Here is a 23,799-nt window from a genome sequence, read left to right on the forward strand (position 1 = left end):
GCGTTCCCGCCCCGGAGCGGCGCGTGAAGGATTACCCGCACCAGCTGTCCGGCGGCATGCGCCAGCGCGTGATGATCGCCATCGCGCTCGCTTGCGGTCCGGATCTCCTGATCGCCGACGAGCCGACCACGGCGCTCGACGTGACCGTGCAAGCCGAAATCATCGAGCTGATGCGGAATCTGTGTGCCGAGCGGGGAACCGCAATCCTGATGATCAGCCACGATCTGGGGCTGGTCGCCAATGTCTGCCGCCGCGTGGCCGTGATGTATGCCGGCCGCATCGTCGAGGAGCGCGGCTCGGCCGATATTTTCCGGGCACCCTCGCACCCCTATACGCGAGGCCTGGTTGCCTCGCTGCCGCGGCTCGGCAGTCGCGCAGCGCTTGGCCGCACCCGCCTGACGGAGATCGCGGGTGTGGTCCCGGCCATCACGAATTTCCCCAACGGCTGCCGGTTCAATCCGCGTTGCGCCCAGGCGACCGATATTTGCCGGACCACCCCGCCGGAAGCGGATTTGCTGGACGCCGGCGGCCTGGTCAGGTGTCACCACCATGCATGAGCCGCAAGCTAGTTTGGTTGAAACACGGCCGGACGACGATGTCATTCTCAGCGTCAGAGATCTCGCGGTCCATTTTCCGCTCGGAGGCGGCCTGCTCGGGCGCGGCCGGCGGCTGCTCCGTGCCGTTGACGGCGTCGATCTCACCCTGAAGCGGGGCGAATGCCTCGGCCTCGTCGGCGAGTCCGGCTCCGGCAAGTCGACGGTCGCATTGTCGATCCTTGGCCTCGTGACCCCGACGCGCGGCCGCATCGTGCTGGACGGACAGGACGTGACCAACCGACCATCCGGCGATCGGAAGGCGCTGGCCCGCATCGTGCAGATCGTGTTTCAGGATCCCTACGCCTCGCTCAATCCGCGCCAGACCGTTCGCCGCACGCTGGAAGATCCCCTGCGCGTGCATGGCGTCACGGCCAAGAGCGAGATCGAGGACCGCGTCGCGAAGATGCTGCGGCATGTGGGCCTGCGGCCGGAGCAGGCCGACCGCTACCCGCATGAATTCTCAGGCGGCCAGCGCCAGCGCATCGGCATTGCGCGTGCGCTGATCCTCAATCCGAAGATCGTCATCTGCGATGAACCGGTCTCGGCGCTCGACGTCTCGATCCGCGCCCAGATCATCAATCTGCTGCTGGAATTGAAGGAAACGCTCGGCCTCTCCTACATCATGATCAGCCACGATCTCGGCGTCGTCGAACACATGAGCGACAAGGTCGCCGTGATGTATCTCGGCCGCATCGTCGAGAACGGCCACTGGCGCGAGATCTTCGAACGGCCCGCGCACCCCTATACGCAAGCCCTGATCGCCGCCATCCCCGATCCCTTGCGCCATGCGCCGCTGGCGACGACAGGGGGCGACCTTCCCAACCCGCTCAATCCGCCGAACGGATGCGCATTCAGCCCGCGATGCCGGTATGCGGAGGCTGTGTGTCGGCGCGAGCCGGGGCCTGTGCTTGAAACGCGGGCGGACGGGCACGCGGTGAGGTGTTGGCGAAGTGACGAAATTGGTGCAGCGAGCGTCGCTCTATCTCCGTTACCCTCCGTGCCGGTCGAGCCTATCGTCTGCCACCAACCAGACGAGGGCGGCGATTCGCTATCGAGTTCTCCGCCGACAGGCCACGCAGCCACGCGCGAAAACTGACGATCTCCGGGCAATCCGCGGTGCCTTCAGGCGCAACCAGCCAATCGCCCAAACCCGATCCCTCATCGATCCGGTCGCAGCGATAGCCGGGATGGTGGCCGAGGCCGCGGGCGAGCAGCAGGTCGACCTTGCCCTCGATCAATTCGTGCAGGCCGGCCGGATGCAGCACCCGCAAGCCGATCTCCGCATGCGTGCTGCGAAACGCCGCAAGGTCGAGGCGGCGGAGGTCGAAGCCGCCATGGATGCCCAATTGCAGCAGCACCGCACCTGCCGGTTTCAATTGCGAGGTCGCCTCCGCAATGTGGCGAAAGCCTTCGGAGACGCCGGGCAGATAGGCCTGACCGGCGACGGTGAGGACGAGCTGCTTATGCAGCCGCTCGAAGAGCTGCACGCCGAGGCGCGCCTCCAGCGCCTTCACCTGCTGCCCCACGGCGGCGGGCGTCACGTGCAGCTCGTGTGCGGCCAGTTTGAAGCTGAGATGCCGCGCGGCGGCCTCGAAGGCGCGCAGCGCGTTGAGTGGGGGAAGGGCGTAGGTCATCGGGCTCCATTTTGACACTGATGGGCTGTGGCCTTGCAATAGATTTTCTTGCGCTGAACCGCAGCAATGATGCTTTGCGGAGCGGTGATGGCGCCGGATACGGTCCGACCCGCAATCCGGAGAAACCTCGTGCCCCCAGCTCACCTCGTCAGCCACAATCCCGCAACAGTCCATGCGCCTGCCGGCGGCTACTGCATGGGACTTGAATTGACGCAGTATCGCCGCCTGTTGTTCATCAGCGGCCAGGTGCCGGAGAGACTCGACGGCACCGTGCCCGAAGGTTTCGAGGCGCAGTGCGAGCAGGCCTGGCGCAATTTGATCGAGGTGCTTGCTGCCGCCGGCCTTGGCATCGCGCATCTGGTCAAGGTCACCACGTTCCTGACTGACCGCAATCAACTCGTGACCAACCGCTCCATTCGTCGCGCGATGCTGGGCGACCAGCCTGCGCTGACGGTCGTGATCGTCGAGACCGTCGACAGCAAATGGCTGCTGGAGATCGAGGCGATCGCCGCGGAGTGAACCAGCCGACTTTGCAATGAGCCAATCATATCGGGTGTCCCATGGCTGAGATCATCCATCCGTTTTACGAAGCGCATCGCGGTGCAATGGAGGCCGCCATGCGCGATCGGCTCGATTTGGCCGAAGCGATGTTGCGTGAGTGCGCGCAACTTTCCGAGATCGACGAGATCAGGCGCGAGGTGATGGACGAGTTCGAAATCGTGCTCACCCAAATGCCCTATGTCGGCGGCGCGGCAAGCCGCATGAGCGATTTCTTCATGCGTCTGATGGGTTTTATGGCCATCAGCCGGGTGCTGCGGCGCCACGGCGTGCCGGTGCCTGTGATCGGCGAGATCGAGCGGGAAACCTACAAGGCGCAATTGCTCACCGCGCCTGAAGCGGAGCGTCTCGACTCAGGGCGTCAATTCATGTCGCCGGAGAACCAGGCCTTGCTGCGCGAGCAGGCGGCAAGAATCGCGACTGAAAGCCATCAGACCGAATTTCCGGAAGATTTCGTCTACGATTTCGTCGAGCCTGATACGGGTGACAGTTTTGAGTTCGGCATCAACTACAAGGCTTGCGGCTTCTGCAAACTCGCGGCGCGCCATGACGACAAGGACATTTTGCCGAACATCTGCGGGCTCGATTTCGTTGCCTACGCAGCGCGAGGCATCCGGCTGGAAAGGACACAGACGTTAGCGGGCGGTGCGAGCCACTGCAATTTCCGGTTCTCGCGGCTTGCGCCGGATGAGAAAGCGGAGAGCTAAGCCGCGTTCTCATGCTCCGCGATCGAGGTGAGGCTGGATTGCCCCTGCTGTCACGTCGTCATTGCGAGCGCAGCGAAGCAATCCAGAATCTTTCCGCGGCGGCAGCCTGGATTGCTTCGCTGCGCTCGCAATGACGGAGTTTGGGGAGCGACCCTGAGCCCATCCGCGCCCGCTGCCACGATGACATCCTGCTCCTGTTTTGCCCGACGAGTCAAATGCCGCCACGGTCGCAGCTACACAATTTCGGATTTTTGTAAGTCGTTGAATTCCCTCACAGTCTCTACTGTGCATGAGGTTGTTTTCGCGCTTTTTGTTTTGAGGGGCGGCTATTCCACCGCTTTCTCCCTCAGCCGCTGCGCATAAACATTGATCACCAGCGCTGCCAGCAGGATCAGGCCGCGGATCAGGATTTTCAGGAAGCTGTCGATGTTGACGTGGTCGAGGCCGTTGTTCAGAACACCGAGAACGAAGAGACCGACGATGGTGTTGCCGATGCCGCCGCGGCCGCCGAACAGGCTGGTGCCGCCGACGACGACGGCAGCGATGGAGTCGAGCAGATAGGTGTCGAACTCGTTCTGCTGCGCGCTGCCGAAATGAGCGACACCGAGCATGCCGCCGATACCGGAGCACACCGCCGAAATGACCATCACCGCGCCGAGGATGAGCTTGACGTTAAGGCCGGAATATTCGGCCGCCTCGCGGTTGCCGCCGACCATGTAGACGTAGCGGCCGAAGCGCGTGTAGGTCAGCACCAGATGTCCCAAGAGGAGCATGATCGCGGCGACGATGACGATCCATGGGATGCCGCCGATCGATCCGGAGCCGAGCGTGGTGATCACGCCGGGCACCTTGTAGGCGATCTGGCCCCGCACCAGCAGCGCCGAGATGCCGGCCGCGATCTGCATCATCGCCAAGGTCATGATGAAGGAGGGGATGCCGATCACGGTCAGTCCCAGCGCATTGACGAGGCCGAGAAACGCGCACAGCAAAATGGCCAGCAGGATCGCTGCGGCCCCGGGCAGGGGAATGTTGGGAATGTTGACGTAGGATTCCTGGAGCGTGAAGTAGGCGACCGCGATTCCGGTGACGTTGGCGATGCTGGCGATCGAGAGGTCGATCTCCGCGCAGAGGATCACGAAGGTGAGGCCGACGGCGATGATGCCTGTGACGGAGACCTGCGTCAGGATGTTGCCGAGATTGTCCAGCGTCGCGAACGACGGACTGGCCAGCGCGAAGAAGCCGGACAGGAAGATCAGCGTCAGGAACGGGGCGATGTTGCGCATCTGCGAGCGCAGGAAGGGCGCAAGCCCTCGCGTCCGCTGCCCCGCCGCCAAAGCCGTGTCACTGCTTGCCATGGTGCTTCTCCGTCACGCCGCTTCCAGCAGGCGGTCCTTGCTGACCGGCTCGTTCTTGAATTCGCGCACCAATGCGCCGCGCTTGAGCACCAGGATGCGGTCGGCCAGCGACAGCACCGTTTCCGGCTCGGTCGACAGCACGATGATCGCGAGCCCCCTGGCGCGGAGATCACGGACGATGTTGATGACGTCGTTCTTGGCGCCGACATCCATGCCGCGAGTGGGCTCGCAGAGCACCAGCAGTTTTGGCGGATAGGTCAGCCATTTCGCCAGCGCGACTTTCTGTTGGTTGCCGCCGGAGAGCATGCCGAGATCGAGGCCGACCACGGGTGGCCTGATCTGGAGCTGCTCGACCTGGCGCTTTGCGATGTCGCGCTCCTGCGCCGGCTTGAGCAGCAACGCCGAGATGCGATCGAGGATGCTGATCGAGATGTTCTTGTAAACCGGCTCCTGGTGAAACAGCATCGCGCGCCGGCTCTCCGGCACCAGCGCCACCCCGGCGCGCCGTGCCGCCGCCGTGCTCGCGAAGGTCTTGGGCTTGCCCTCGACAGCGAGCGTGCCGCCGTCCGGCTTCAGCTTGCCGAACAAGATGCGCGACAGCTCCTGCTGGCCGCAGCCCATGAAGCCGTAGATGCCGAGCACTTCGCCGGCGCGCGCCTCGAAGGAGATGTCCTTCAGGCTGCGGGCCAGCGACAGCTGGTCGACCCTTAGGACAACCGAGCTGTCGCTCGGTTGGGGCAGCATCAAATCGTCGCTGTAGCTGTGCTCGAGCGCTTCGCCGCCGCGGCCGATCATGGCCTCGATCAGCGCGCCCTTGTTGGTCGCGGCACTTGCCGTCTCCGCGACCTTCCGCCCGTTGCGGAACACGGTGACCGTGTCGGACACGCGCAAGATGTCCTCGATGAAATGCGAGATGAAGACGATCGCCGTGCCTTCCTCGCGCAGGCGCCGCAGCGTCGCGAACAATCGCTCGACCTCGGGCGGAGAGAGGGCGGACGTCGGCTCGTCCAGGATGACGATGCGGGCGCCGGAGAACAGCACGCGCGCGATCTCGATCAGCTGCTGCAGCCCGATCGGGAGATCGCCGAGCCTGCTCATCGGATCGACGTCGATGCCGAAGCGGGCGAGCTGCTCGCCGGCCTCCCGCGCCATCCGCCGCCATTGCACGAGGCCGAGGGCGTTGGTCGGCTGGTTGCCCAGAAACACGTTCTCCGCAACCGTGAGGTCGGGCGCGACGGAGAGCTCCTGGTGCACCATGGCGATGCCGGCGCTGTGGGCATCGCGGGCCGACCGGAAATGCATCTCCTGTCCGTCGATCAGGAAGCGGCCGGAGAATTCGGTGTGCACGCCGGCGATGATCTTCATCAGCGTGCTTTTTCCCGCGCCGTTCTCGCCGACGAGACCATGGATCTCGCCGGGTGAAAGCGCGAAGTCGACACCACGAAGCGCCTCGACGCCGCCGAAGCTCTTCGTGATGCCCTGCAGTTCCAGGATGGGCGAACGATCCTCTCGCATGGAGGCTCAGATCAGGAAGTGATCCTGCATCCATTGCATGCCGGCGGCGTTGGCCTTGGTGACGACCGGACCGTCGGTGACGACGTTCTTGGGAATGCCCTGTCCGCTCTTTTCGCCGCCGACCACGGCGGAAACGCCCGCGATGATGGCGCCGCCATGAATGCGGCAGGACGGATTGCGCACGGTGGCGAACATGCGGCCTTCGCTGACCGCCTGGATCGCCGGCGGCATCGCATCCACGCCGCCGATCAGGATGTTGGTGCGGCCCCGCGCCTTCATGATGTTGGCGGCGGCGAGCGCCATGTCGTCATTGTGGAAGAACGCCGCGTCGATCTGCGGATACTTCGTCAGGTAGGTTTCCCAGAGACGCGCGGTCTTCGACACATCCCAGTCGGCCGGCTGGGTGTCGAGCACCTCGATCCCAGGGAATTGCTTCACGACATTGTTGAAGCCCTTGGCGCGGCCCTGCGCGCCGGTGTGGCCGAGGGCTCCTTGCGTCATGATGATCTTGCCCTTGCCGCCCATGGCGTTGCACAGCGCCTGCGTCACGGAGGCGCCCATGAACTCGTTATCGGGGGCGAGGAAGGAGTGGACGTTGATCTGGTCGAGCGGCGCAATCAGCGTGTCCATGTCGATCACGGGCGTGCCGGCGTCGATCATCTTCTGCACCGGCTGGGTGAGCGTGCCGATGCCAAAAGCCTGGATCGCGACGAAGTCCCATTTCTGCGAGGCCATGTTGTCGATCGCCGCGCGTTGCTTCACGGCATCGAGCTGGCCGTCGAACCAGGTGACCTCGACATTGAACAGCTTGCCCCAGAATTCCGCGGCCTGCTTGCCCTGCGCGCACCAGGTCGCCTGGAGGCCCGCGTTGGAGAACGCCGCCTTCAGCGGCTTCTCGCTTCGTCCGACTTCGGCTGCAAGGGCGGGGTTTATGCCCATGCTGCCGAGGATGGCAGTCGCGGCGCCGGCGGTTGCTGCCGCCTGAAGAAGATCGCGCCTCGTCGTCGAGAAATCTTTCGTCCCGGACATCGCTCGCTCCCATACAATTCTATCTCGGCGCGTCATTGATTGCGCGACCGATGTTCGAAAGTGTCTCACAAGAGTTGGTGCCACTCAATCCGCAATCAACGGCGGGGTCGCCGCGAGCTCGTGTTGGTGCAGCGCAAAGCGTCAGGCCTGTACGGCGGCGAACGCGTCGATCTCGATGAGCAATCGGTCCCATGCCTGCGCCATGCCCGGCGACCATTCATCGCGGAGAAGATCGCGCAGCGTATCCCTGATGACGGCGAAGAAGGCGATGAACAGCTCGCGCGGCGTGCCGTAGCCATCGTGCGATACGACCTCGCATGTGATCAGCCGGAATTGCCCGCGGCGATCACCGGCGAAGTCGAGAATCGCCTCGATCGTGAGTGCGAGCATCGATCCCATCACGATCTCGCTGCCTAGCGTGCGGAACATCGCCCGGGTTTCGGGATGCTGCTCGAACAGCCGCTGATAGACGAGTGGCGTGAGATCGATGCAGCGCGAGGCTGCAAGTTCAAAGCTCTGTTCGATCGGATTGGGAGAAGGATTCATCGGTGCTTTAGCCCCGCAGACAAAAAAAGAGCGGGGCCCTAGCCCCGCTCGAAAATTGTGTCGACCCTATTATCCCCGATTCTAAGATTTGATCTTGATTGGCGGGGCGACGCTGCATTTTGCGCGTCAGGGGCTCCTCCCGAGACTTGGACCACCAGACTTCGACCTCGCGGCCAGCCTGAGCAAAAGGATGCTAGATCAACTTTTCTCACTTGTCATCATTTTCGGCAACGAATGTTCAAAATTCGAGCAATTGACGAAATGATCGGGCGGCCGGCCGCATAAGTGTATGACAAATATAAGAAATCTGTGGATGGGCCAGGTCTCGACTGCCTCAAATCCCGGAGGTCCCCTCCCTTGGGCCGGCCGGACCACAGTTTCCGGGGAATTTGCGCGGGACCAAGAAGGCGGCGGAACCGGGCTCGACTTGGCCATCCGCCGGTGTTTAGTTAGTAGACGAACAAACGGTTCGGCGGATGCGCGCACGGCTGCAAAAATTCCTACCTCTGGTCCTGCTTGCCCTAGTGATGCAGGTGCTGGCGCCGATTGCCGCCTGTCTGGCGGCCGGCCAGGCCGTGGCCGATCCGCTGTCCGCCGCCGTCATCTGCCACAGCGCAGGCGAGCAAGGCGGGCTGAACGATCCGGCGGGTACGCCGGTCGCACATGCCGGTACGTGTGCCCTCTGTTGCCTGGCGCAGGTGGGCGCGTCGCCCGATTCGCCGCCGCACGCCGCACTCTCCGTTCCCTTGCGCCACGCCCAGCGCGTGGTGTGGCGCGCGGCGGAGGCATTCGCCGGCGCGGCCCATAAGGGCACAAACGCCCAGGCGCGCGCCCCGCCTCAATTTTCCTGACGACTCTCGTGATCGCCGCGGTCCGCCGCAGGCGATTGATGCTGTCGAATGGCCGGAGAGAAAGCCCGGCGTCAGGAATGCCCCATGTTACGTTGTCATGCCCGCCGTGGCGTGAGCGTCGTTGCCATTCAGGCCGCGCTGCTTGCGTCGTCGAGCGGAGCCTTTGCCCAAGACAGCAGCGCAGTGCTGCCGCCGATCACCGTTGAGGCGCCTCAGCAGAAGCGTGCGTCGGCGGTCCGACCGCCACGCAATTCTGCGCGATCGGCGCGCGTCACGCGAAGCCTGCGAACGACCCCATCACCGCAGCAAACCGCGAGCGAACAGAGTACAGGGGCTCCGGGTGCCCTGACGGTTCTGACGGCGCAACAAGCGCTGGCAGAGATTAACCAGACGCCGGGCGGCGTGGCGCTCGTGTCGGCCGAGGCGTACAGGAACTCGACGCCGTCCAACACGATCAAGGATGTTCTGGATTACGTGCCCGGCGTGTACGCCCAGCCCAAATGGGGCGACGACACCCGCCTTTCGATTCGTGGGTCCGGCCTGTCGCGCAATTTTCATCTGCGCGGTGTGCAGCTCTATATGGACGGCATTCCGATCAACACTGCGGATGGCTATGGCGATTTCCAGGAGATCGATCCGAGCGCCTACAAATATGTTGAAGTCTTCAAGGGCGGCAACGCGCTTCAGTTCGGCGCCAATTCGCTGGGAGGCGCGATCAACTTCGTGACCCCGACCGGCCGCGACTCGTTTCCGAATGGTGTGTCCTTCGATGTCGGAGGATTCGGCTACAAACGACTTCAGGCGAACGCAGGAGGCGTCAACGGTCCGTGGGACGGCTTCGTGACCGCTTCCACGCAGGCCGCAGACGGATTTCGCGATCACAGCTTCGGCTCGAGCAACCGCTTGAGCGGTAATGTAGGCTATCAGTTCTCGCCGGATGTCGAGACACGGTTCTACCTCAATGCCAACGAGGTGCGGCAGCGAATTCCGGGTACCGTGACCAAGACGTCCGCTTTGACCGATCCGGAAGCTGCTGCACCCGCGAATGTTGCGATGGATCAGCAGCGCAATATCGATACTGTCAGGCTCGCCAACAAAACCACCGTTCGTTTCGATGACACCAAAGTCGAATTCGGCGCCTTTGGCGTCGATCGCCATTTGATGCATCCGATCTTCCAGTGGCTGGACTACCGTTACAAGGACTACGGCGGATTCGCGAAGATCACGGATGACCGCACCATTGGCGGCTTCCGCAACAAGTTGGTCGCAGGCGTCAATGTGCTGAACGGCAGCATTGACAACCAGCAGTTCGCCAACATTGGCGGGCAGAAGGGCGCACTGCTTTCTTCCTCGATCGATCGGTCGGAGAATATTTCCGCCTATGTCGAGGACAGCTTCTACGTCCTTCCAAATCTTGCGCTGATCGGCGGCACGCAATTTCTGTACGCGACCCGCAATCGGCAGGATCGCTTCATCAGCGACGGGGATCAATCGGGGGCAACGCGCTTTAATCTCTGGTCGCCGAAAGGCGGTGTGTTGTGGCAAATTGATCCGGCCTGGCAAGCCTTCGCCAATGTCTCGCGGAGTGCCGAGGTGCCGAGCTTCGGCGAAAGCGCGATTGGTCTCGGCATTCCGACGATCCCGTTCACCAGCATCCGCCCGCAGATTGCGACCACGTACGAAATCGGGACTCGCATGAAGCGATCTGATTATGCCTGGGAACTGACGGCCTACCGGGCCAACATTCGCGACGAATTGCAATGCCTCTATAGTACTTTCGGCAATTGCAATGTGACCAATGCCGACCGCACCTTTCATCAAGGCATCGAGGCCGGCGCGAGCGCAGCAATCCTTCGTGACATCTTCGTCAATGGCCCGGCGCCGGACAAGGTCTGGCTGAATGTCGCCTATTCCTTCAACGACTTCCGCTTCGACAAAGATCCGACCTTCGGAAACAATCGATTGCCGGGAGCTCCAACTCACTACCTGCGGGCGGAGCTTCTCTACAAGCACCCTTCCGGGTTCTATGTTGGACCCAACGTCGAATGGGTGCCACAGGCCTACTTCGTCGACAGCATGAACACGCTGACGACAGAGCCTTACGCCCTGTTGGGATTGAAAGCCGGCTTCGACAATGGTGGCCCGATGTCTGCCTACATCGAGGGGCGTAATCTCACCAACAAGACCTACACAGCCAGCGCGAGCATCATCGATCGAGCGACGGCGACGTCAGCATTGTTTGAGCCGGGCACGGGACGGGCAGTGTACGCTGGAATGAGGTATCGATGGTGACGTGCAAATGGGCGCTTGGGTCTATATTCGGCCCGCGGCAGGCCGGCATTCGAATGCCGATGCTGACGGTGGCGGAAGGTCGTCGTGGAAGAATGCAGGGCCATCCGTGGCCGGATCAATCGAGAAAGAGGCAATCAACATGAAGACTATCGGACGAGCTCTGCTTACAATTTCGCTATTGCTGACCGGCTATGCCGTCGCACGGGCCGACGACGTCAAGGCGGGCGATCTTGTCATCTCGCAACCGTGGAGCCGGGCGACGCCGGGCGGCGCCAAGGTCGCCGGCGGCTATCTCACCATCGAGAACAAGGGCACAGTGGCCGACAAGCTGGTCAGCGTTTCCGCGGATATCGCGGGGAAGGCCGAGGTTCACGAGATGGCGATGGAGAACGGCGTGATGAAGATGCGCCTGCTCGACAAGGGCCTGGTGATCGATCCCGGCAAGGCGGTGAAGTTCGCCCCCGGCAGCTACCACCTGATGCTCCAGGAGCTGAAGGGCCCCTTCAAGCAGGGCGACAAGGTCCCCGTGACGCTTCAGTTCGAGAAGGCCGGCAAGGTCGTCGTCTCCCTCGATGTCCAGGGCGTCGGCGCCCAGGCGCCCGGCGATAGCGGACACATGATGAAGAAAATGCCGGATCATTCGGGAATGAAGATGTGATGAAACAGATCAAGCCTTCCATGACAATGCATCGAATCCTTGCGAGTTTGATCGCCGCGCTCGCAGCGTCGCCCGCGGCGGCGCATATCACGCTAGAGACCAAACAGGCGGCGGTCGGCTCCTACTACAAGGCCGTCTTCGCCGTGCCGCACGGCTGCAAGGGCTCGCCCACGGTGAAGATCCGGGTGCAGATTCCGGAAGGCGTGATCGCGGTGAAACCGATGCCGAAGGCGGGCTGGACCGTCGATATCGTCGAGGGCAAATACGCCAATGAGTACGACTACCACGGCAACAAGCTTTCCTCCGGCGTCAAGGAGGTGGCCTGGTCCGGCGGCAAGCTGCCGGACCACAATTACGATGAGTTCGTCATCAGCAGCTTCCTCACCACGAGCCTGAAGCCGAATACGACGCTGTATTTCCCCGTCGTCCAGGAATGCGAGACGGGCGTCAGCCGCTGGATCGAGATCCCCGCGGATGGGACCGGGCATTCGCACGAGGACAAGTCACCGGCGCCTGGCCTGAAACTCCTGCCAAAACCCTGATGCGCCTGCTCGCCGCGTTCGCGACGCTGCTCCTCTTTGTCGGTTTAGCGACCGGCGCCTCGGCGCACGCGGCGCTCGTCGCGGTCGAGCCGGCGAGCGGCAGCATGCTCGCGAGCGCGCCGAAGGCCGTGGAGCTGCACTTCAACGAGGCGGTCACGCCGGGCGCGATCCGGCTGATCGACGGCGCGGGCAGGGCGCGGGATGATGTGCGCGTCAACGCATCGGGCGAGACCATCTCGGTCGCGATGCCGATGAACATGCCGCAGGGCACGGCGGTCGTCAGCTATCGCGTGATCTCGCAGGACGGCCATCCCGTCACGGGATCGGTGATCTTCTCTATCGGCATGCCGACGGGGACGCAACCTCCCGCAAACGCCGATCGCGGATTGAACGTGCTGATCTGGCTGGCGCGGGTCGGTCTCTATCTTGGCCTGTTCGTCGGCGTCGGCGGCGTTTTCTTTGCACGCTGGGTTGCGTGGTCGATGACCGGCATAACCATTCCGTGCGTGGCGCTTGCCATCGGCGTCCCGAGCGCGGTGGCGTCCCTTGGTGTGTTGGGGCTGGATCTCCTCGGGCTACCGTTGTCGGCTCTCGCGACGATGGCTCCCTGGAAAGTGGCATTCGGGACCAGCGCGGGCCCCGCCTTGCTCGTGGCCGTCGCTGCAATGCTGTTCGCATTGCTGGCGCTAGGCAGCGCGTGGTGCGCGCGCGCTCTGGCCATTATTGCCTTCGTCGGCGTCGGCTTGTCGCTGGCAATGACCGGGCACGCCGCTACGGCACCGCCCGAACTGTTGACCCGGCCGGCAATCTTTCTCCATGGTCTTGGTGTTGCCTTCTGGATTGGAGCCCTCGCACCGCTGGTCGCCCTGTTATCGAAGCGGCCCGCCGTGGCATTGCCTATCGTGAACCGCTTTTCTCGCCTCGCCGCGCCGGTCGTTGGTGTTCTCGCATTGACCGGCCTCGGGCTCGCCATCGTCCAGCTTGAGAATCCGTCTGCATTGGTCGAGACCCGCTACGGGCTCATCCTCTCGATCAAGCTCGCGCTGGTCCTCGTGCTGTTGGCGCTTGCCGCGCTCAACCGCTTCCGCCTGACCCCGGCGCTGGCGGGAGATCACAAGGCTGCGCCGGCCCTGAAGCGCTCGATCGTGATCGAATGCGCCATCGCGCTCGGCATCTTCGCCGTGGTCGCCGGCTGGCGCTTCACGCCGCCGCCGCGGACGATCGTTCCGGAGACCCCGCTGGCGATCCACATCCATACGGAGAGGGCGATGTTTCAGATCCTGGTCTCGCCGGGTAAGGCGGGTATCGACGATTTCGTCCTGCAGCTCATGACTGGCGAGGGGGCGGTGCTGGAGGCCAAGGAGGTGACGCTGACGCTGAGCCTGCCCGAACGCGGCATCGAGCCGATGGAGCGGAACGCCTCGCTCGGGCCGGACAGCTACTGGCACGTGCGCAAGGTCGAGCTGCCCTTTGCGGGCCGCTGGCATGTGCGGATCGACGCGCTGGTGAGCGATTTCGAGAAGATCACGCTGGAGGACGAGCTTGAGGTGGCGGCGCCCTGAATCGGGCTCTTCGGCACATCACGTCGAATCTGAAGTCGACGGAAAAATGACAGGAATTCCGCTGTGTTAGCGGGTTTTCCTCATTCCCGGTCTTGTGTTTTGGCTCCCAATCCGGTTTCACTGCAAGTCATCACTGATTCCTCGAGTATTGCCATGCGGTTGTCGCGGTTCTTTCTGCCCATTCTGAAGGAAAATCCGAAAGAGGCGGAGATCGTCTCGCATCGGCTGATGCTGCGTGCCGGCATGATCCGGCAGGAGGCCGCCGGCATCTATGCCTGGCTGCCGCTCGGCTTCCGCGTGCTCAAGAAGATCGAGCAGATCGTGCGCGAGGAGCAGGACCGCTCTGGCGCGCTGGAACTGTTGATGCCGACGCTGCAGCTTGCCGACCTCTGGCGCGAGAGCGGCCGCTACGATGCCTATGGCCCCGAGATGCTGCGCATCGCCGACCGGCACAAGCGTGAGCTGCTGTATGGCCCGACCAACGAGGAAATGATCACCGAGATCTTCCGCGCCTATGTGAAGTCCTACAAGAGCCTGCCGCTGAATCTCTATCATATTCAATGGAAATTCCGCGACGAGCAGCGTCCGCGCTTCGGCGTGATGCGCGGCCGCGAGTTCCTGATGAAGGACGCCTATTCATTCGACCTCAACGAGGCCGCGGCGCGCGTCGCCTACAACAAGATGTTCGTCGCGTATTTGCGCACCTTCGCGCGGATGGGGCTGAAGGCGATCCCGATGCGCGCCGAGACCGGCCCGATCGGCGGCGATCTCAGTCATGAGTTCATTGTGCTGGCCGAGACCGGCGAATCCGGCGTGTTCATCAATCGCGACGTGCTGGACCTGCCGGTGCCGGGCGAGGACGTCGACTATGAGAGCGATTTGACGCCGATCATCAAGCAATGGACGTCGGTCTATGCGGCGACGGAAGACGTTCACGACGCCGCGCGCTTCGAGCAGGAAGTGCCCGCGGACAAGCGGGTGAACACCCGCGGTATTGAGGTCGGGCAGATCTTCTATTTCGGCACGAAGTATTCCGAGGCGATGAAGGCGCTGGTGGCAGGCCCCGACGGTGTCGACGTGCCGATCCACGGCGGCTCCTACGGCGTCGGCGTCTCGCGCCTGCTCGGCGCCATTATCGAGGCCTGCCATGACGATGCCGGCATCAAATGGCCGGAGGCCGTTGCCCCGTTCCGCGTGTCGATTCTCAACCTCAAGCAGGGCGATGCCGCGGTCGATGCGGCTTGCGAGAAGCTCTATGCGGAGCTGTCCGCCAAGTGCGTCGACGTGCTCTACGACGACACCGAACAGCGCGCCGGAGCCAAATTCGCCGCCGCCGACCTGATCGGCATTCCGTGGCAGATCATGATCGGGCCGAAAGGGCTCGCCGACGGCAAGGTCGAGCTCAAGCGGCGAAGTGACGGCGCCCGCGAGACCATGTCGCCTGCGGACGCGGTCGCAAGACTTGTGGGCTGATAAGGCTGGTCGGCTGAATATTGTTCATCGCCCGAGATCGCGGCCGCCAATCCGGCCACATTTGACCCCGAATCATGGGACTATCGAGCGATGGATGAGACCATGACCGAAACTGTTCAAACCGCGCCTTTTGCACCATTCGAGTGGATGCTGTCGGGGCGCTACCTACGGGCGCGCCGCAAGGAGGGATTCATCTCGGTCATCGCCGGGTTCTCCTTCCTCGGCATCATGCTGGGCGTGGCGACACTGATTATCGTCATGGCCGTCATGAACGGCTTCCGCAAGGAGTTGCTCGACAAGATACTCGGGCTCAACGGCCACATCCTGGTCCAGCCGCTGGAATCGCCGCTGACCGACTGGAAGGACGTCGCCGACCGCCTCAGTCAGGTCCAGGGCATTCGGCTCGCAGCGCCCGTGGTGGATGGCCAGGCGCTGGCGTCATCGCCGTGGAACGCCTCCGGCGTCCTGGTGCGCGGCATCCGCTCCGACGACCTCAACAACCTCACCTCGATCGCCAAGAACATCAAGCAGGGCTCGCTCGAGGGCTTCGATGACGGGCAGGGGGTCGCGATCGGCCGGCGCCTCGCTGACCAGCTGTCGCTGCACGCCGGCGACAGCATCACGCTGGTGGCGCCTAAGGGCGCGGTCACGCCGATGGGCACGACACCGCGCATCAAGCCGTACAAGATCGCCGCGGTGTTCGAGATCGGCATGTCCGAGTATGATCTCGGCTTCGTGTTCATGCCGCTCGCGGAGGCGCAGGCCTATTTCAACCGCAGCAACGACGTCACCTCGATCGAGGTCTTCACCACCAATCCGGATCAGATCGTCGCGTTCCGCCAGGCCGTGACGGAGGCGGCGGGCCGGCCGGTGTTTCTGGTGGACTGGCGGCAGCGCAACTCGACCTTCTTCAACGCGCTCCAGGTCGAACGCAACGTGATGTTCCTGATCCTCACCATGATCGTGCTGGTCGCCGCGCTCAACATCGTTTCCGGCCTGATCATGCTGGTGAAGGACAAGGGCAGCGACATCGCGATCCTGCGGACCATGGGGGCCTCGCAAGGCTCGATCATGCGCATCTTCCTGATCACGGGCGCCTCGATCGGCGTGGTCGGTACGATGGTCGGCTTCATCGTCGGGCTGGTGATCTGCCTGAACATCGAATCGATCAGGCAATTCCTGTCCTGGCTGACCAGCACCGAACTGTTTTCGCCAGAGCTATATTTCCTGTCGAAGCTGCCCGCCGAGATCGACATCGGCGAGACCTCGGCCGTCGTGATCATGGCGCTGACGCTGTCGTTCCTGGCGACGCTGTATCCGTCCTGGCGCGCCGCGCGCCTCGATCCCGTCGAAGCGCTGCGGTACGAGTGAGGGGCTGATGGAGCAGCAGGGGGCGGAAGATGTACCGGTCATTTATCTCCACGAGATAAAGCGACAGTACTTGCAGGGCGAGGTGCCGCTGACGATCCTCGACGGCGCCAAGCTCGCGCTGTGGGCGGGGCAGTCCGTCGCGCTGGTGGCGCCGTCAGGCTCGGGCAAGTCGACGCTGCTGCACATCGCGGGTCTGTTGGAAGCGCCTGATTCCGGCGAGGTCTACGTCAATGGCGCGCCGACCTCGCAACTGCCCGACATCGAGCGCACCCAGCTTCGCCGCACCGACATCGGCTTTGTCTACCAGTCCCACCGGCTGTTGCCGGAGTTCTCGGCGCTGGAGAACGTCATGCTGCCGCAGATGATCCGCGGCCTCAAGAAATCCGAGAGCGTCAAGCGCGCCAAGGAGATCCTTGGCTATCTCGGCCTCGGCGAGCGCATCACGCACCGTCCGTCCGAGCTGTCGGGCGGCGAGCAGCAGCGCGTTGCAATCGCGCGCGCGGTGGCCAATGCTCCGCGGGTGCTGTTTGCGGACGAGCCGACCGGCAATCTCGATCCGCACACCGCTGACCACGTCTTCCAGGCCCTGATGCAGCTCGTCAAGGCGACCAAGGTCTCGATGCTGATCGCGACCCACAACATGGAGCTCGCCGGCCGGATGGACCGCCGCGTGTCGCTGTCGAACGGCCAGGTGGTCGAGCTCGAGTAAAAACCGCGAAAACAACCCCATGCACAGTAGCCAAGTGCTTGGGCGCACTGACGAAAAAAATGGTGCTCCCGGGAGGTTCAAGGCCGGATCACCGTCAATTTGAACGGCCCGCCATTGGCTGCGGCATGGGCTACCGCCTCATTGGCGTGGTCGAGGTCGAAGGCCGTGGCCTCGTACTCCTCCAGCCTCAGCAGTCCCGCGCGCACCAGCGCGATCAGGCGGCTTGCCGCATCCGGCGGATACATCCAGACGCCGTGGATGCTGATGCAGTTGCGCATGATCCAGGGGTAGGGCAGCTCGAGGCCGGCGCCGCCGGCCATGCCGACGCCACCCATCAGCACGACGCGGCCATTGGGGCGCACCGTCATGATCGCCGCGCGCACCACATTCGTGCTCACCGAGGGCGGCATGATGTCGAGCACGCAGTCGATCGGCCCGGGCGCCGCACGCTTCATGCTCTCGCGGTCGTCATCCTCGTTGCCGGAGAGTTTGACCGGCTTCACGCGATCGCCGAAACGGCGGACGAGGTCGGCCAAGATCTTGTCGTTGCGGCCGGGCGCGACCACGCAGGCCGCGCCCATCGCGAGCGCGACCGAGACGGCTGCGCTGCCGAAATTGCCGGTGGCCCCGCTCACCAGCACGGTCTCGCCGGGCTGAAGGCTGGCGGCGAGAAAGCCGCCATAGGGCACCAGCAGCGTCCCCAGCGCGCACCATCGCGTGGCGTCCTCCGACGCGATCGTGCCAAGCCGTTTGACGTTCTCCGTCGGCGCCCGCATCTGCTCGGCGAACGAGCCATGGCGAAAATGCTGTTGCAGGCGCATGGCGCCGGCCCCGGGGGCAGTGAGTCCTTGCAGGGCAATGTCGGGCGCTGCGGCGTCGTCGCGCGAGCGCACCGTCGGGTCGCAGAACACCCAGTCGCCAACGCTGAGCTTGGTTGCGTCCGGGCCGATGGCGCGCACCCGGCCGATGCCGCCTGGCCCCGGGATGATCGGCAGGTCGAGGGCATAGTTGCGTGCCCCGCTGAAGACCTCGTTCATGTAAGACAGCACCCGCGTTGCGATGACGTCCACGATGACCTCGCCCGTGCCGAGCACAGGGTCCGCGGCTTCCTCAATCGCAAGCGGCGATCCAAATGATTTCAATACGGCAGCTTTCATGATCTCACCTCAAAGTGGGTTGAAGCCCATATGCGCCGCCTTTCCAGGCCCAGGAAGGCCTGGTATTATCCTAGTATTCCCCAAGCCCTCCATCGAGGCACGTCACCATGGCCGACCCACGCCGCGTCGAATTCGGCGACTTCCTCAGGTCCCGCCGCGAAAAGCTGTCGCCGAAGACGGTCGGGCTTCCCGCGGGCCGGCGGCGTCGCACGGCGGGCCTGCGCCGCGAAGAGGTGGCGCAGCTCGCCGGCATCGGCGTCGACTGGTACATCCGCCTCGAGCAGGGCCGCACCGTCAGCCCCTCGGTCACCACCGTGAATGCGCTGGCGCGAGCGTTGCGCCTCAGCAAGACCGAGCACGCCCATCTCAAGGCACTTGCGCGCGACGGCGATAGGCGCGCGTTCACGCGCGAGATCGTGCCGCCCCCCGTTCGGCGGATGATCGAGAGCCTGGCGCAGCCGGCCTATGTCACGGGGCGGCGCTGGGACGTGCTGGCCTGGAACGCGGCGGCCGAGGAGATCTTCGGGTTCGGACAATTGCCCGAGCAGGACCGCAACACGCTGCTGCTGGTCATGACGAACAAGCAGACGCGAAAATTCTACGGTGCCGGCTGGGCTGACATCGCCAAGAGCATGGTCGCGATGTTTCGCGCCACTCACGACGTCTGGGCCGGCGATCCCGCCTTTACGGAATTGCTGACGCGGCTGCGCAAGGGCAGTCCGGAATTCGTCAAATGGTGGGAGGCGCACGAGATCCGCAGCACTGCCGCGGGCCTCAAGATCATGAACCATCCGACCAAGGGCGTGCTCCGGTTCGAGCACACCAGCTTTCAGGCCAATGACGATCCGGCGCTGAAGCTCGTGATCTATACGCCGGTGTAGATTGCGGAAACATGGGGTCGAAGCTTGTTACGTATGACGGTCGATGATCTGAAGCAGCCGATCGCAGGATGCCTCGATCCTCTTGTGGGGAGATGTGGCGACGCCCAGCAACAGGCCGGATCGCGCCGAGGCCGCGGACGCATGCCATAGCGACAGGGGCGTGGGCGCCATTCCAAACGATGCTGCTTCCCTCGCGATCGCGACGTCGGAGGTTCCGTCCGGCAGTCTCAAGACCGCGGCCAATCCGGCGATCGCAACGTCCTTCGCAACGTCCTTGGCGCGTGCCTTCAAATATTTCAGCAGCGCATCGCCTTGCGCGGCATAGGCCCGCTTCGTGCGTCGAAGATGCCGCAGATAGTGGCCGTCGCGGATGAATTCGGCGGTTGCGAGCTGTACGGACGGCCCGGGCGCCGGAGCGAGGCATGCCGCCACCTCGGCAAAACGGGATGCCAGAGAGGCGGGTGCAACGACGAAGCCCAGCCGCAAGGCAGGAGTCAGGGTCTTGCTGAAGGAACCGATATGAATAACGCGCCCGAAACGATCGAGAGAGGCGAGCGCCGGTGTGGCGCGCCCTCTCAGCTGAAGCTCGCTCAGATAGTCGTCCTCGATCACCCACACCCCTTCCTGGGCTGCCCAGTCGAGAAGACATGAACGTCTTGCCAGCGACAAGGTGGAGCCAAGCGGTGCCTGCTGTCCCGGCGTCACGACCACCAATGCAGCATCAGGAGCGTGTTTCAGGCCGTAACCGACGTCAATGCCGTCTGCATCAACTGGGATCGGCCTGATCGACAACCTTGCAAGCTCAAGGCCGTGCCTTGTGAAGGGGAAGCCCGGGTCCTCCATCCAGACCTTCTTCTGCTCGAGGCCGAGAACCCGCAGTGCCAGTCCGAGGCCGCTGCTGAAGCCGCCGGTGATGATGATCTGCGACGGTGCACATTCGATCCCCCGCGCCAGCGCGAGATATGCCGCAATGTCGCGCCTCAATTCCAGCTCGCCGCGGGGATCCCGATAAATGGCCGGTGCGCTGGTTTCCGCGCGCACCGCCCGCGTGCGCATCCTCGAGAAGAGCTTGGCGGGAAAGGTCTCGTGAGCGGGCACACCCATTTGGAAAACGGCCGGTCCCGCAGTGAGCTCCTGGTACATCTCCATGAACGAGCCGGGGTGGGGAGCGGCTTCCTGCCGAGGGGTAAAGGCGGGTCGATCCGCAACACGCGTTCCGGTCGCGCGCGACGCGACGATCAGTTGCGCAGAGGAAAGTTTTTCGTAGGCCGATCGCACGGTGCCGCGCGCCACGCCCAGCTGAGCCGCCAAATCCTGCCATGAGGGCAGACGAGCTCCCGGAGCCAGCACGCCGCTCTCGATGGCAGCTCCGATACCTCTGCGGATTTGTTCCGCCAATGGCGTCTTCGCAGATCGATCGAGCTCCAGCTGCAGCGGTTTGACCATGCCCCCGTGGTACACGATTTTCGTCCATTCTTGGTGCTTTTTTGTAGACCAGGGCGGGGCCATTTATCGGGCAGGGAAGTACATGGCGGAAGTACATGGCGACAGCCGCCGAACAGAACCGATCATGGAGTATGAAAATGGCTAAGCGTCTCGACTACGACCGCATTGCACCCGCAGGCATGAAAGCGCTCGGCGGCGTTTACGGCTATGTCATGCAGAGCAATCTTCCTGCAACGCTCGTCACTCTGGTTTATCTGCGCATTTCGCAGATCAACAATTGCGCCTACTGCCTCGACATGCACACGCGCGATCTGCTGAAGAGCGGACAGAAGATCGAAAAGATCGCGCTGGTGCAGGCCTGGGCGGAAGGCGGTCATCTCTTCGACGAGCGGGAGCGTGCCGCCCTCGCATGGGCTGAAACGGTGACCCGTGTGGCCGACACCGGCATCCCGGATCAAGCTTACGAGGCTGCCCGCGCCGTCTTCGAGGAGCGCGAGCTCGTCGATCTCACCATCGCGATCGGCCTGATGAATGCGTACAATCGCATGGCAATCAGCTTCCGAAATACGCCACAGGCCGCGAAAGAGATGGCAGCCTGACCCCGGTGCCAGACGGCAAGAGGGTAAACACATGCCATCGACTGCGACGGCATGTCCTGAGATATCGGCGATTCAAGGCAGGAGCTTGAAATGACCATCGCAATTTCCGGCGTGAAGATTCCCGACAGCAAGATCGCACGGGAGGCCGCCGAGCTGGTGCGCCAGTACGAAAACGACATGTTGTTCAACCACTCGGTCCGCGTCTTTGTGTTCGGCGCGATCAAGGGACATCGGCAAAATCTGAAATTCGATTCCGAGCTGCTCTACATCGCGGCGCTGTTCCATGATCTCGGGCTTGTCGACCATTACCATACACAGACCAAGCGATTTGAAGTTGATGGCGCCGATGCCGCCCGCGAATTTCTGAGGGGGCACGGCATCGACGAGCCAAAAGCCGATCTGGTTTGGGAGGCGATCGCGTTACATACGACGCCCGGAATTCCACAATACATGCGGCCGGAAATCGCTCTCACGAATGCGGGTGTGTTGGTCGACGTCGTGGGGATTGGCTATGACGAGTACTCGCCAGAGCAGCGCGACCAGGTGACCACCGCATTTCCGCGCGGTGATTTCAAGAACGAATTCCTTCAGGTACAAACCTGCTCGGCCTTGAAGAAGCCGCAGACCACGTTCGGGACTGTCAATTTCGATTACATCGAAGATCACGACCCCACATTTCACAAGCCGAACGCATGCACGCGCATCCGCAACACTCCCTGGCGGAGCTGACCTTCGGCGCGATGTTCGAGTTTCGCCACGTTGACTCATGGCGACGGTGCGGCCGGGGGCGTTACGCTGGCGTTCGGCTGCTGAATGGCCGGCCACGGGCTCTTCGGAGCCGGCGTCGCCGCCGCGCATGACGCCGCAAGCTGCGGCCACACTGACGTCAGGCCCGTCAAGTCGATGTCGAATTTCGTGATGTCCGCCTTGTCGTCGGGTAACAGCGTGGTTTCGCGGACATGGAGGGAGCGGGACGCCAGTATCGCCTTGAGCATGTCCGGATCGATGCTGCCACGCCAGACTTCGTATTTTCCGGTCCGCAACGCAGACCCTCCGGCCGCGTTGTCCGGAGCGGCGTCCGCCGTCACCAGGATGGTGGTCTTGCCGACGGCCGTCTCGTCGATCTCGCGCGCGAATGTCAACGGCACGCGCTTTCCGCTTTCGCAGGACAGACGCCATTCCATAGGCCGGAACGAAGCGCCGTTCTCCTTCAGCATCGCGAACTTGCGGGCAAAGGGGCGCGCTTCCTTTTCCAGTTTCCACGCCGTTTCGGCAAGCGAACGCGTGTCGATGCCGAAACGATAGAGCTCGGCGCGCGTCAGCAGGTGCAGGTTTTCGAACTTCACCGTCCGGATCAGATCGTCTAGCTCGCGGCTGATCCCCATCGCCGCGATGAACGCAGCGCGATCGCGATCGGCCCTGGCCATCCGGCGCTGCCTGTATTCCGCGACCGCCGCCGGAGGCGGATGCCCGTGAAAGGCAAGGACCAGCCTGGAATTATGGACCGCCAGCGCGGCGTCGGGGGCGACCTCGCGCGATGTCGCTCCGAGAAACAGGTAGCCGCAGGCCGAGTTGCACATCGCATGGTAAGTGGTGAGTTCGGCTTCCACCTCGCCGCCGGTATTTTTTATTTTCAGGCACGCGGCGTCCACCTGCGTGCCCGCGGCGCACGCCGTCGCGATGGTCCGGCCAACCCGACCGATCGCCTTGCGGCTGCGCAACAACCGCCCGATGACATAGGACTGCTCCACGTTTCCGCCCGGTGAATAGAGGTAGATCGGACGCTGCGTGTCCTTGACGCCGGCAAGGAAGCGGCGAATGCGCGGCGCAGCGTCCTGGTCGATATCGCCCTCGATGGCGATCCAGCGGTCGCAGCCCGGTCCGCAGGCGTCTGGTGGTCCCTTGGCAAGATAGATCGTCAGCCTGGATGCAAATCCAGTCTTCTCGGCCGGCGTCCCTTCGGCGTGCAATGCGCCAGGAAGCATCAGCGAGGCCAGGACAAGCAGACTACGGGCGAGCATGAAACGACGGGGACCACCCGCAGTGAAAAGCAGAGATCGATGTTACACGATGATCCGCGCAGCCACAACTTGCGGTGGCGCATCCGCACGGGTCTGTCCGCGACGGCTGGATTGGCAATCTGGCGGCGATGTGGGAGCAGGCAGAACAGCATCTCCCAAGGGGACGGTGACGACAGGAACCTAAATGCCATCATGCGGTTATCGCGCAGACAATTTGCGCGACCCGGCTGCATCACTCAGAAAGTCAGGCGGGCTACCTGTGGTCGAAGCGAACAGCAGCGGGACGATCAAGCAGTA

The 23,799-nt window shown here is 63.3% G+C and carries 23 protein-coding genes; 15 read left to right on the forward strand and 8 right to left on the reverse strand.

What is annotated here, in order from left to right; all coding sequences use genetic code 11:
- Both IVB32_RS10780 and IVB32_RS10785 read left to right on the forward strand, forming a co-directional pair.
- On the forward strand, positions 1-557 hold a 557-nt coding region (locus tag IVB32_RS10780; RefSeq protein ID WP_247410345.1), incomplete at its 5' end, for an ABC transporter ATP-binding protein.
- The gene (locus IVB32_RS10785) at positions 550-1,692 is read left to right on the forward strand and encodes an oligopeptide/dipeptide ABC transporter ATP-binding protein (protein ID WP_247298478.1); all 1,143 of its coding nucleotides are present in this window, start codon (positions 550-552) and stop codon (positions 1,690-1,692) included. The genes IVB32_RS10780 and IVB32_RS10785, both read left to right, overlap by 8 nt.
- Here IVB32_RS10785 and IVB32_RS10790 read toward each other — a convergent pair.
- Entirely contained in the window at positions 1,607-2,230 is a 624-nt protein-coding gene (locus IVB32_RS10790; protein WP_247369888.1) for a LysR family transcriptional regulator, read from the reverse strand. The two genes, IVB32_RS10785 and IVB32_RS10790, sit on opposite strands and share 86 nt — an antisense overlap.
- Positions 2,231-2,359: 129 nt before the next feature.
- Here IVB32_RS10790 and IVB32_RS10795 point away from each other — a divergent pair, with 129 nt between their 5' ends.
- Together IVB32_RS10795 and IVB32_RS10800 are read left to right on the forward strand one after the other, a co-directional pair.
- Positions 2,360-2,749: a RidA family protein gene (locus tag IVB32_RS10795; protein WP_247410347.1), complete on the forward strand. Its 390-nt coding sequence runs from the start codon at positions 2,360-2,362 to the stop codon at positions 2,747-2,749.
- 41 nt (positions 2,750-2,790) lie between these two features.
- Positions 2,791-3,495, forward strand: a complete 705-nt coding sequence (locus tag IVB32_RS10800; protein WP_247298486.1) for an L-2-amino-thiazoline-4-carboxylic acid hydrolase — start codon at positions 2,791-2,793, stop codon at positions 3,493-3,495.
- A 326-nt stretch (positions 3,496-3,821) separates the two neighbouring features.
- Here the strand turns inward: IVB32_RS10800 and IVB32_RS10805 are convergent, their stop codons facing one another.
- The 4 genes from IVB32_RS10805 to IVB32_RS10820 all read right to left on the reverse strand — a co-directional run bounded on the left by IVB32_RS10805 (position 3,822) and on the right by IVB32_RS10820 (position 7,940).
- Complete coding sequence (locus tag IVB32_RS10805; protein ID WP_085353317.1) at positions 3,822-4,850, reverse strand: ABC transporter permease; 1,029 nt, start codon at positions 4,848-4,850, stop codon at positions 3,822-3,824.
- A 12-nt stretch (positions 4,851-4,862) separates the two neighbouring features.
- The gene (locus tag IVB32_RS10810; RefSeq protein ID WP_018455067.1) at positions 4,863-6,365 is read right to left on the reverse strand and encodes a sugar ABC transporter ATP-binding protein; all 1,503 of its coding nucleotides are present in this window, start codon (positions 6,363-6,365) and stop codon (positions 4,863-4,865) included.
- Between the two features lie 6 nt (positions 6,366-6,371).
- A complete protein-coding gene (locus tag IVB32_RS10815; protein ID WP_007610940.1) occupies positions 6,372-7,394 on the reverse strand; it encodes a sugar ABC transporter substrate-binding protein in 1,023 nt (340 codons plus the stop codon).
- A gap of 141 nt (positions 7,395-7,535) precedes the next feature.
- Positions 7,536-7,940 (reverse strand): globin, encoded by a 405-nt coding sequence (locus tag IVB32_RS10820; RefSeq protein WP_085353314.1) that lies wholly within the window; start codon positions 7,938-7,940, stop codon positions 7,536-7,538.
- Positions 7,941-8,416: 476 nt separating this feature from the next.
- Between IVB32_RS10820 and IVB32_RS10825 the strand changes: the two genes are divergently transcribed.
- From IVB32_RS10825 to IVB32_RS10860, 8 genes are all read left to right on the forward strand, one after another.
- Complete coding sequence (locus IVB32_RS10825) at positions 8,417-8,791, forward strand: DUF2946 family protein (RefSeq protein ID WP_247298489.1); 375 nt, start codon at positions 8,417-8,419, stop codon at positions 8,789-8,791.
- Between the two features lie 84 nt (positions 8,792-8,875).
- Positions 8,876-11,083: a TonB-dependent receptor gene (locus IVB32_RS10830; RefSeq protein WP_247298552.1), complete on the forward strand. Its 2,208-nt coding sequence runs from the start codon at positions 8,876-8,878 to the stop codon at positions 11,081-11,083.
- 139 nt (positions 11,084-11,222) lie between these two features.
- Positions 11,223-11,741, forward strand: coding sequence for a copper chaperone PCu(A)C (locus IVB32_RS10835; protein WP_247369892.1), 519 nt, complete (start codon positions 11,223-11,225; stop codon positions 11,739-11,741).
- A gap of 26 nt (positions 11,742-11,767) precedes the next feature.
- Positions 11,768-12,283, forward strand: a complete 516-nt coding sequence (locus IVB32_RS10840) for a YcnI family protein (protein WP_231190891.1) — start codon at positions 11,768-11,770, stop codon at positions 12,281-12,283.
- The gene (locus IVB32_RS10845; protein WP_247369894.1) at positions 12,283-13,845 is read left to right on the forward strand and encodes a CopD family protein; all 1,563 of its coding nucleotides are present in this window, start codon (positions 12,283-12,285) and stop codon (positions 13,843-13,845) included. The genes IVB32_RS10840 and IVB32_RS10845 overlap by 1 nt, the downstream gene beginning before the upstream one ends.
- 153 nt (positions 13,846-13,998) lie before the next feature.
- Positions 13,999-15,318 carry a proline--tRNA ligase gene (gene proS, locus IVB32_RS10850; protein WP_018455058.1) on the forward strand — a complete coding sequence of 440 codons (1,320 nt, stop codon included), beginning with the start codon at positions 13,999-14,001 and terminating at the stop codon, positions 15,316-15,318.
- A gap of 90 nt (positions 15,319-15,408) precedes the next feature.
- On the forward strand, positions 15,409-16,689 hold the full coding sequence (locus IVB32_RS10855) for a lipoprotein-releasing ABC transporter permease subunit (RefSeq protein ID WP_018455057.1): 1,281 nt from the start codon (positions 15,409-15,411) through the stop codon (positions 16,687-16,689).
- A gap of 7 nt (positions 16,690-16,696) precedes the next feature.
- The gene (locus tag IVB32_RS10860; protein WP_018455056.1) at positions 16,697-17,398 is read left to right on the forward strand and encodes an ABC transporter ATP-binding protein; all 702 of its coding nucleotides are present in this window, start codon (positions 16,697-16,699) and stop codon (positions 17,396-17,398) included.
- Positions 17,399-17,475: 77 nt separating this feature from the next.
- Here the strand turns inward: IVB32_RS10860 and IVB32_RS10865 are convergent, their stop codons facing one another.
- Positions 17,476-18,555: a zinc-binding alcohol dehydrogenase family protein gene (locus IVB32_RS10865; protein ID WP_247369896.1), complete on the reverse strand. Its 1,080-nt coding sequence runs from the start codon at positions 18,553-18,555 to the stop codon at positions 17,476-17,478.
- 107 nt (positions 18,556-18,662) lie between these two features.
- Here IVB32_RS10865 and IVB32_RS10870 point away from each other — a divergent pair, with 107 nt between their 5' ends.
- Positions 18,663-19,436 (forward strand): helix-turn-helix transcriptional regulator, encoded by a 774-nt coding sequence (locus IVB32_RS10870; protein WP_247298501.1) that lies wholly within the window; start codon positions 18,663-18,665, stop codon positions 19,434-19,436.
- A 27-nt stretch (positions 19,437-19,463) separates the two neighbouring features.
- Here IVB32_RS10870 and IVB32_RS10875 read toward each other — a convergent pair whose 3' ends face one another.
- The gene (locus IVB32_RS10875; protein WP_247298503.1) at positions 19,464-20,882 is read right to left on the reverse strand and encodes a PLP-dependent aminotransferase family protein; all 1,419 of its coding nucleotides are present in this window, start codon (positions 20,880-20,882) and stop codon (positions 19,464-19,466) included.
- A gap of 137 nt (positions 20,883-21,019) precedes the next feature.
- Between IVB32_RS10875 and IVB32_RS10880 the strand changes: the two genes are divergently transcribed.
- Together IVB32_RS10880 and IVB32_RS10885 are read left to right on the forward strand one after the other, a co-directional pair.
- On the forward strand, positions 21,020-21,481 hold the full coding sequence (locus IVB32_RS10880; RefSeq protein WP_085353296.1) for a carboxymuconolactone decarboxylase family protein: 462 nt from the start codon (positions 21,020-21,022) through the stop codon (positions 21,479-21,481).
- A 90-nt stretch (positions 21,482-21,571) separates the two neighbouring features.
- Positions 21,572-22,210, forward strand: coding sequence for an HD domain-containing protein (locus tag IVB32_RS10885; protein WP_085353295.1), 639 nt, complete (start codon positions 21,572-21,574; stop codon positions 22,208-22,210).
- A gap of 35 nt (positions 22,211-22,245) precedes the next feature.
- Here IVB32_RS10885 and IVB32_RS10890 read toward each other — a convergent pair whose 3' ends face one another.
- Positions 22,246-23,202, reverse strand: a complete 957-nt coding sequence (locus IVB32_RS10890) for a hypothetical protein (RefSeq protein ID WP_247410348.1) — start codon at positions 23,200-23,202, stop codon at positions 22,246-22,248.
- Positions 23,203-23,799 lie beyond the last annotated feature (597 nt).

It is taken from the genome of Bradyrhizobium sp. 23, from assembly GCF_023073295.1.
GTDB classification, from domain to species: Bacteria; Pseudomonadota; Alphaproteobacteria; order Rhizobiales; family Xanthobacteraceae; genus Bradyrhizobium; species Bradyrhizobium canariense_D.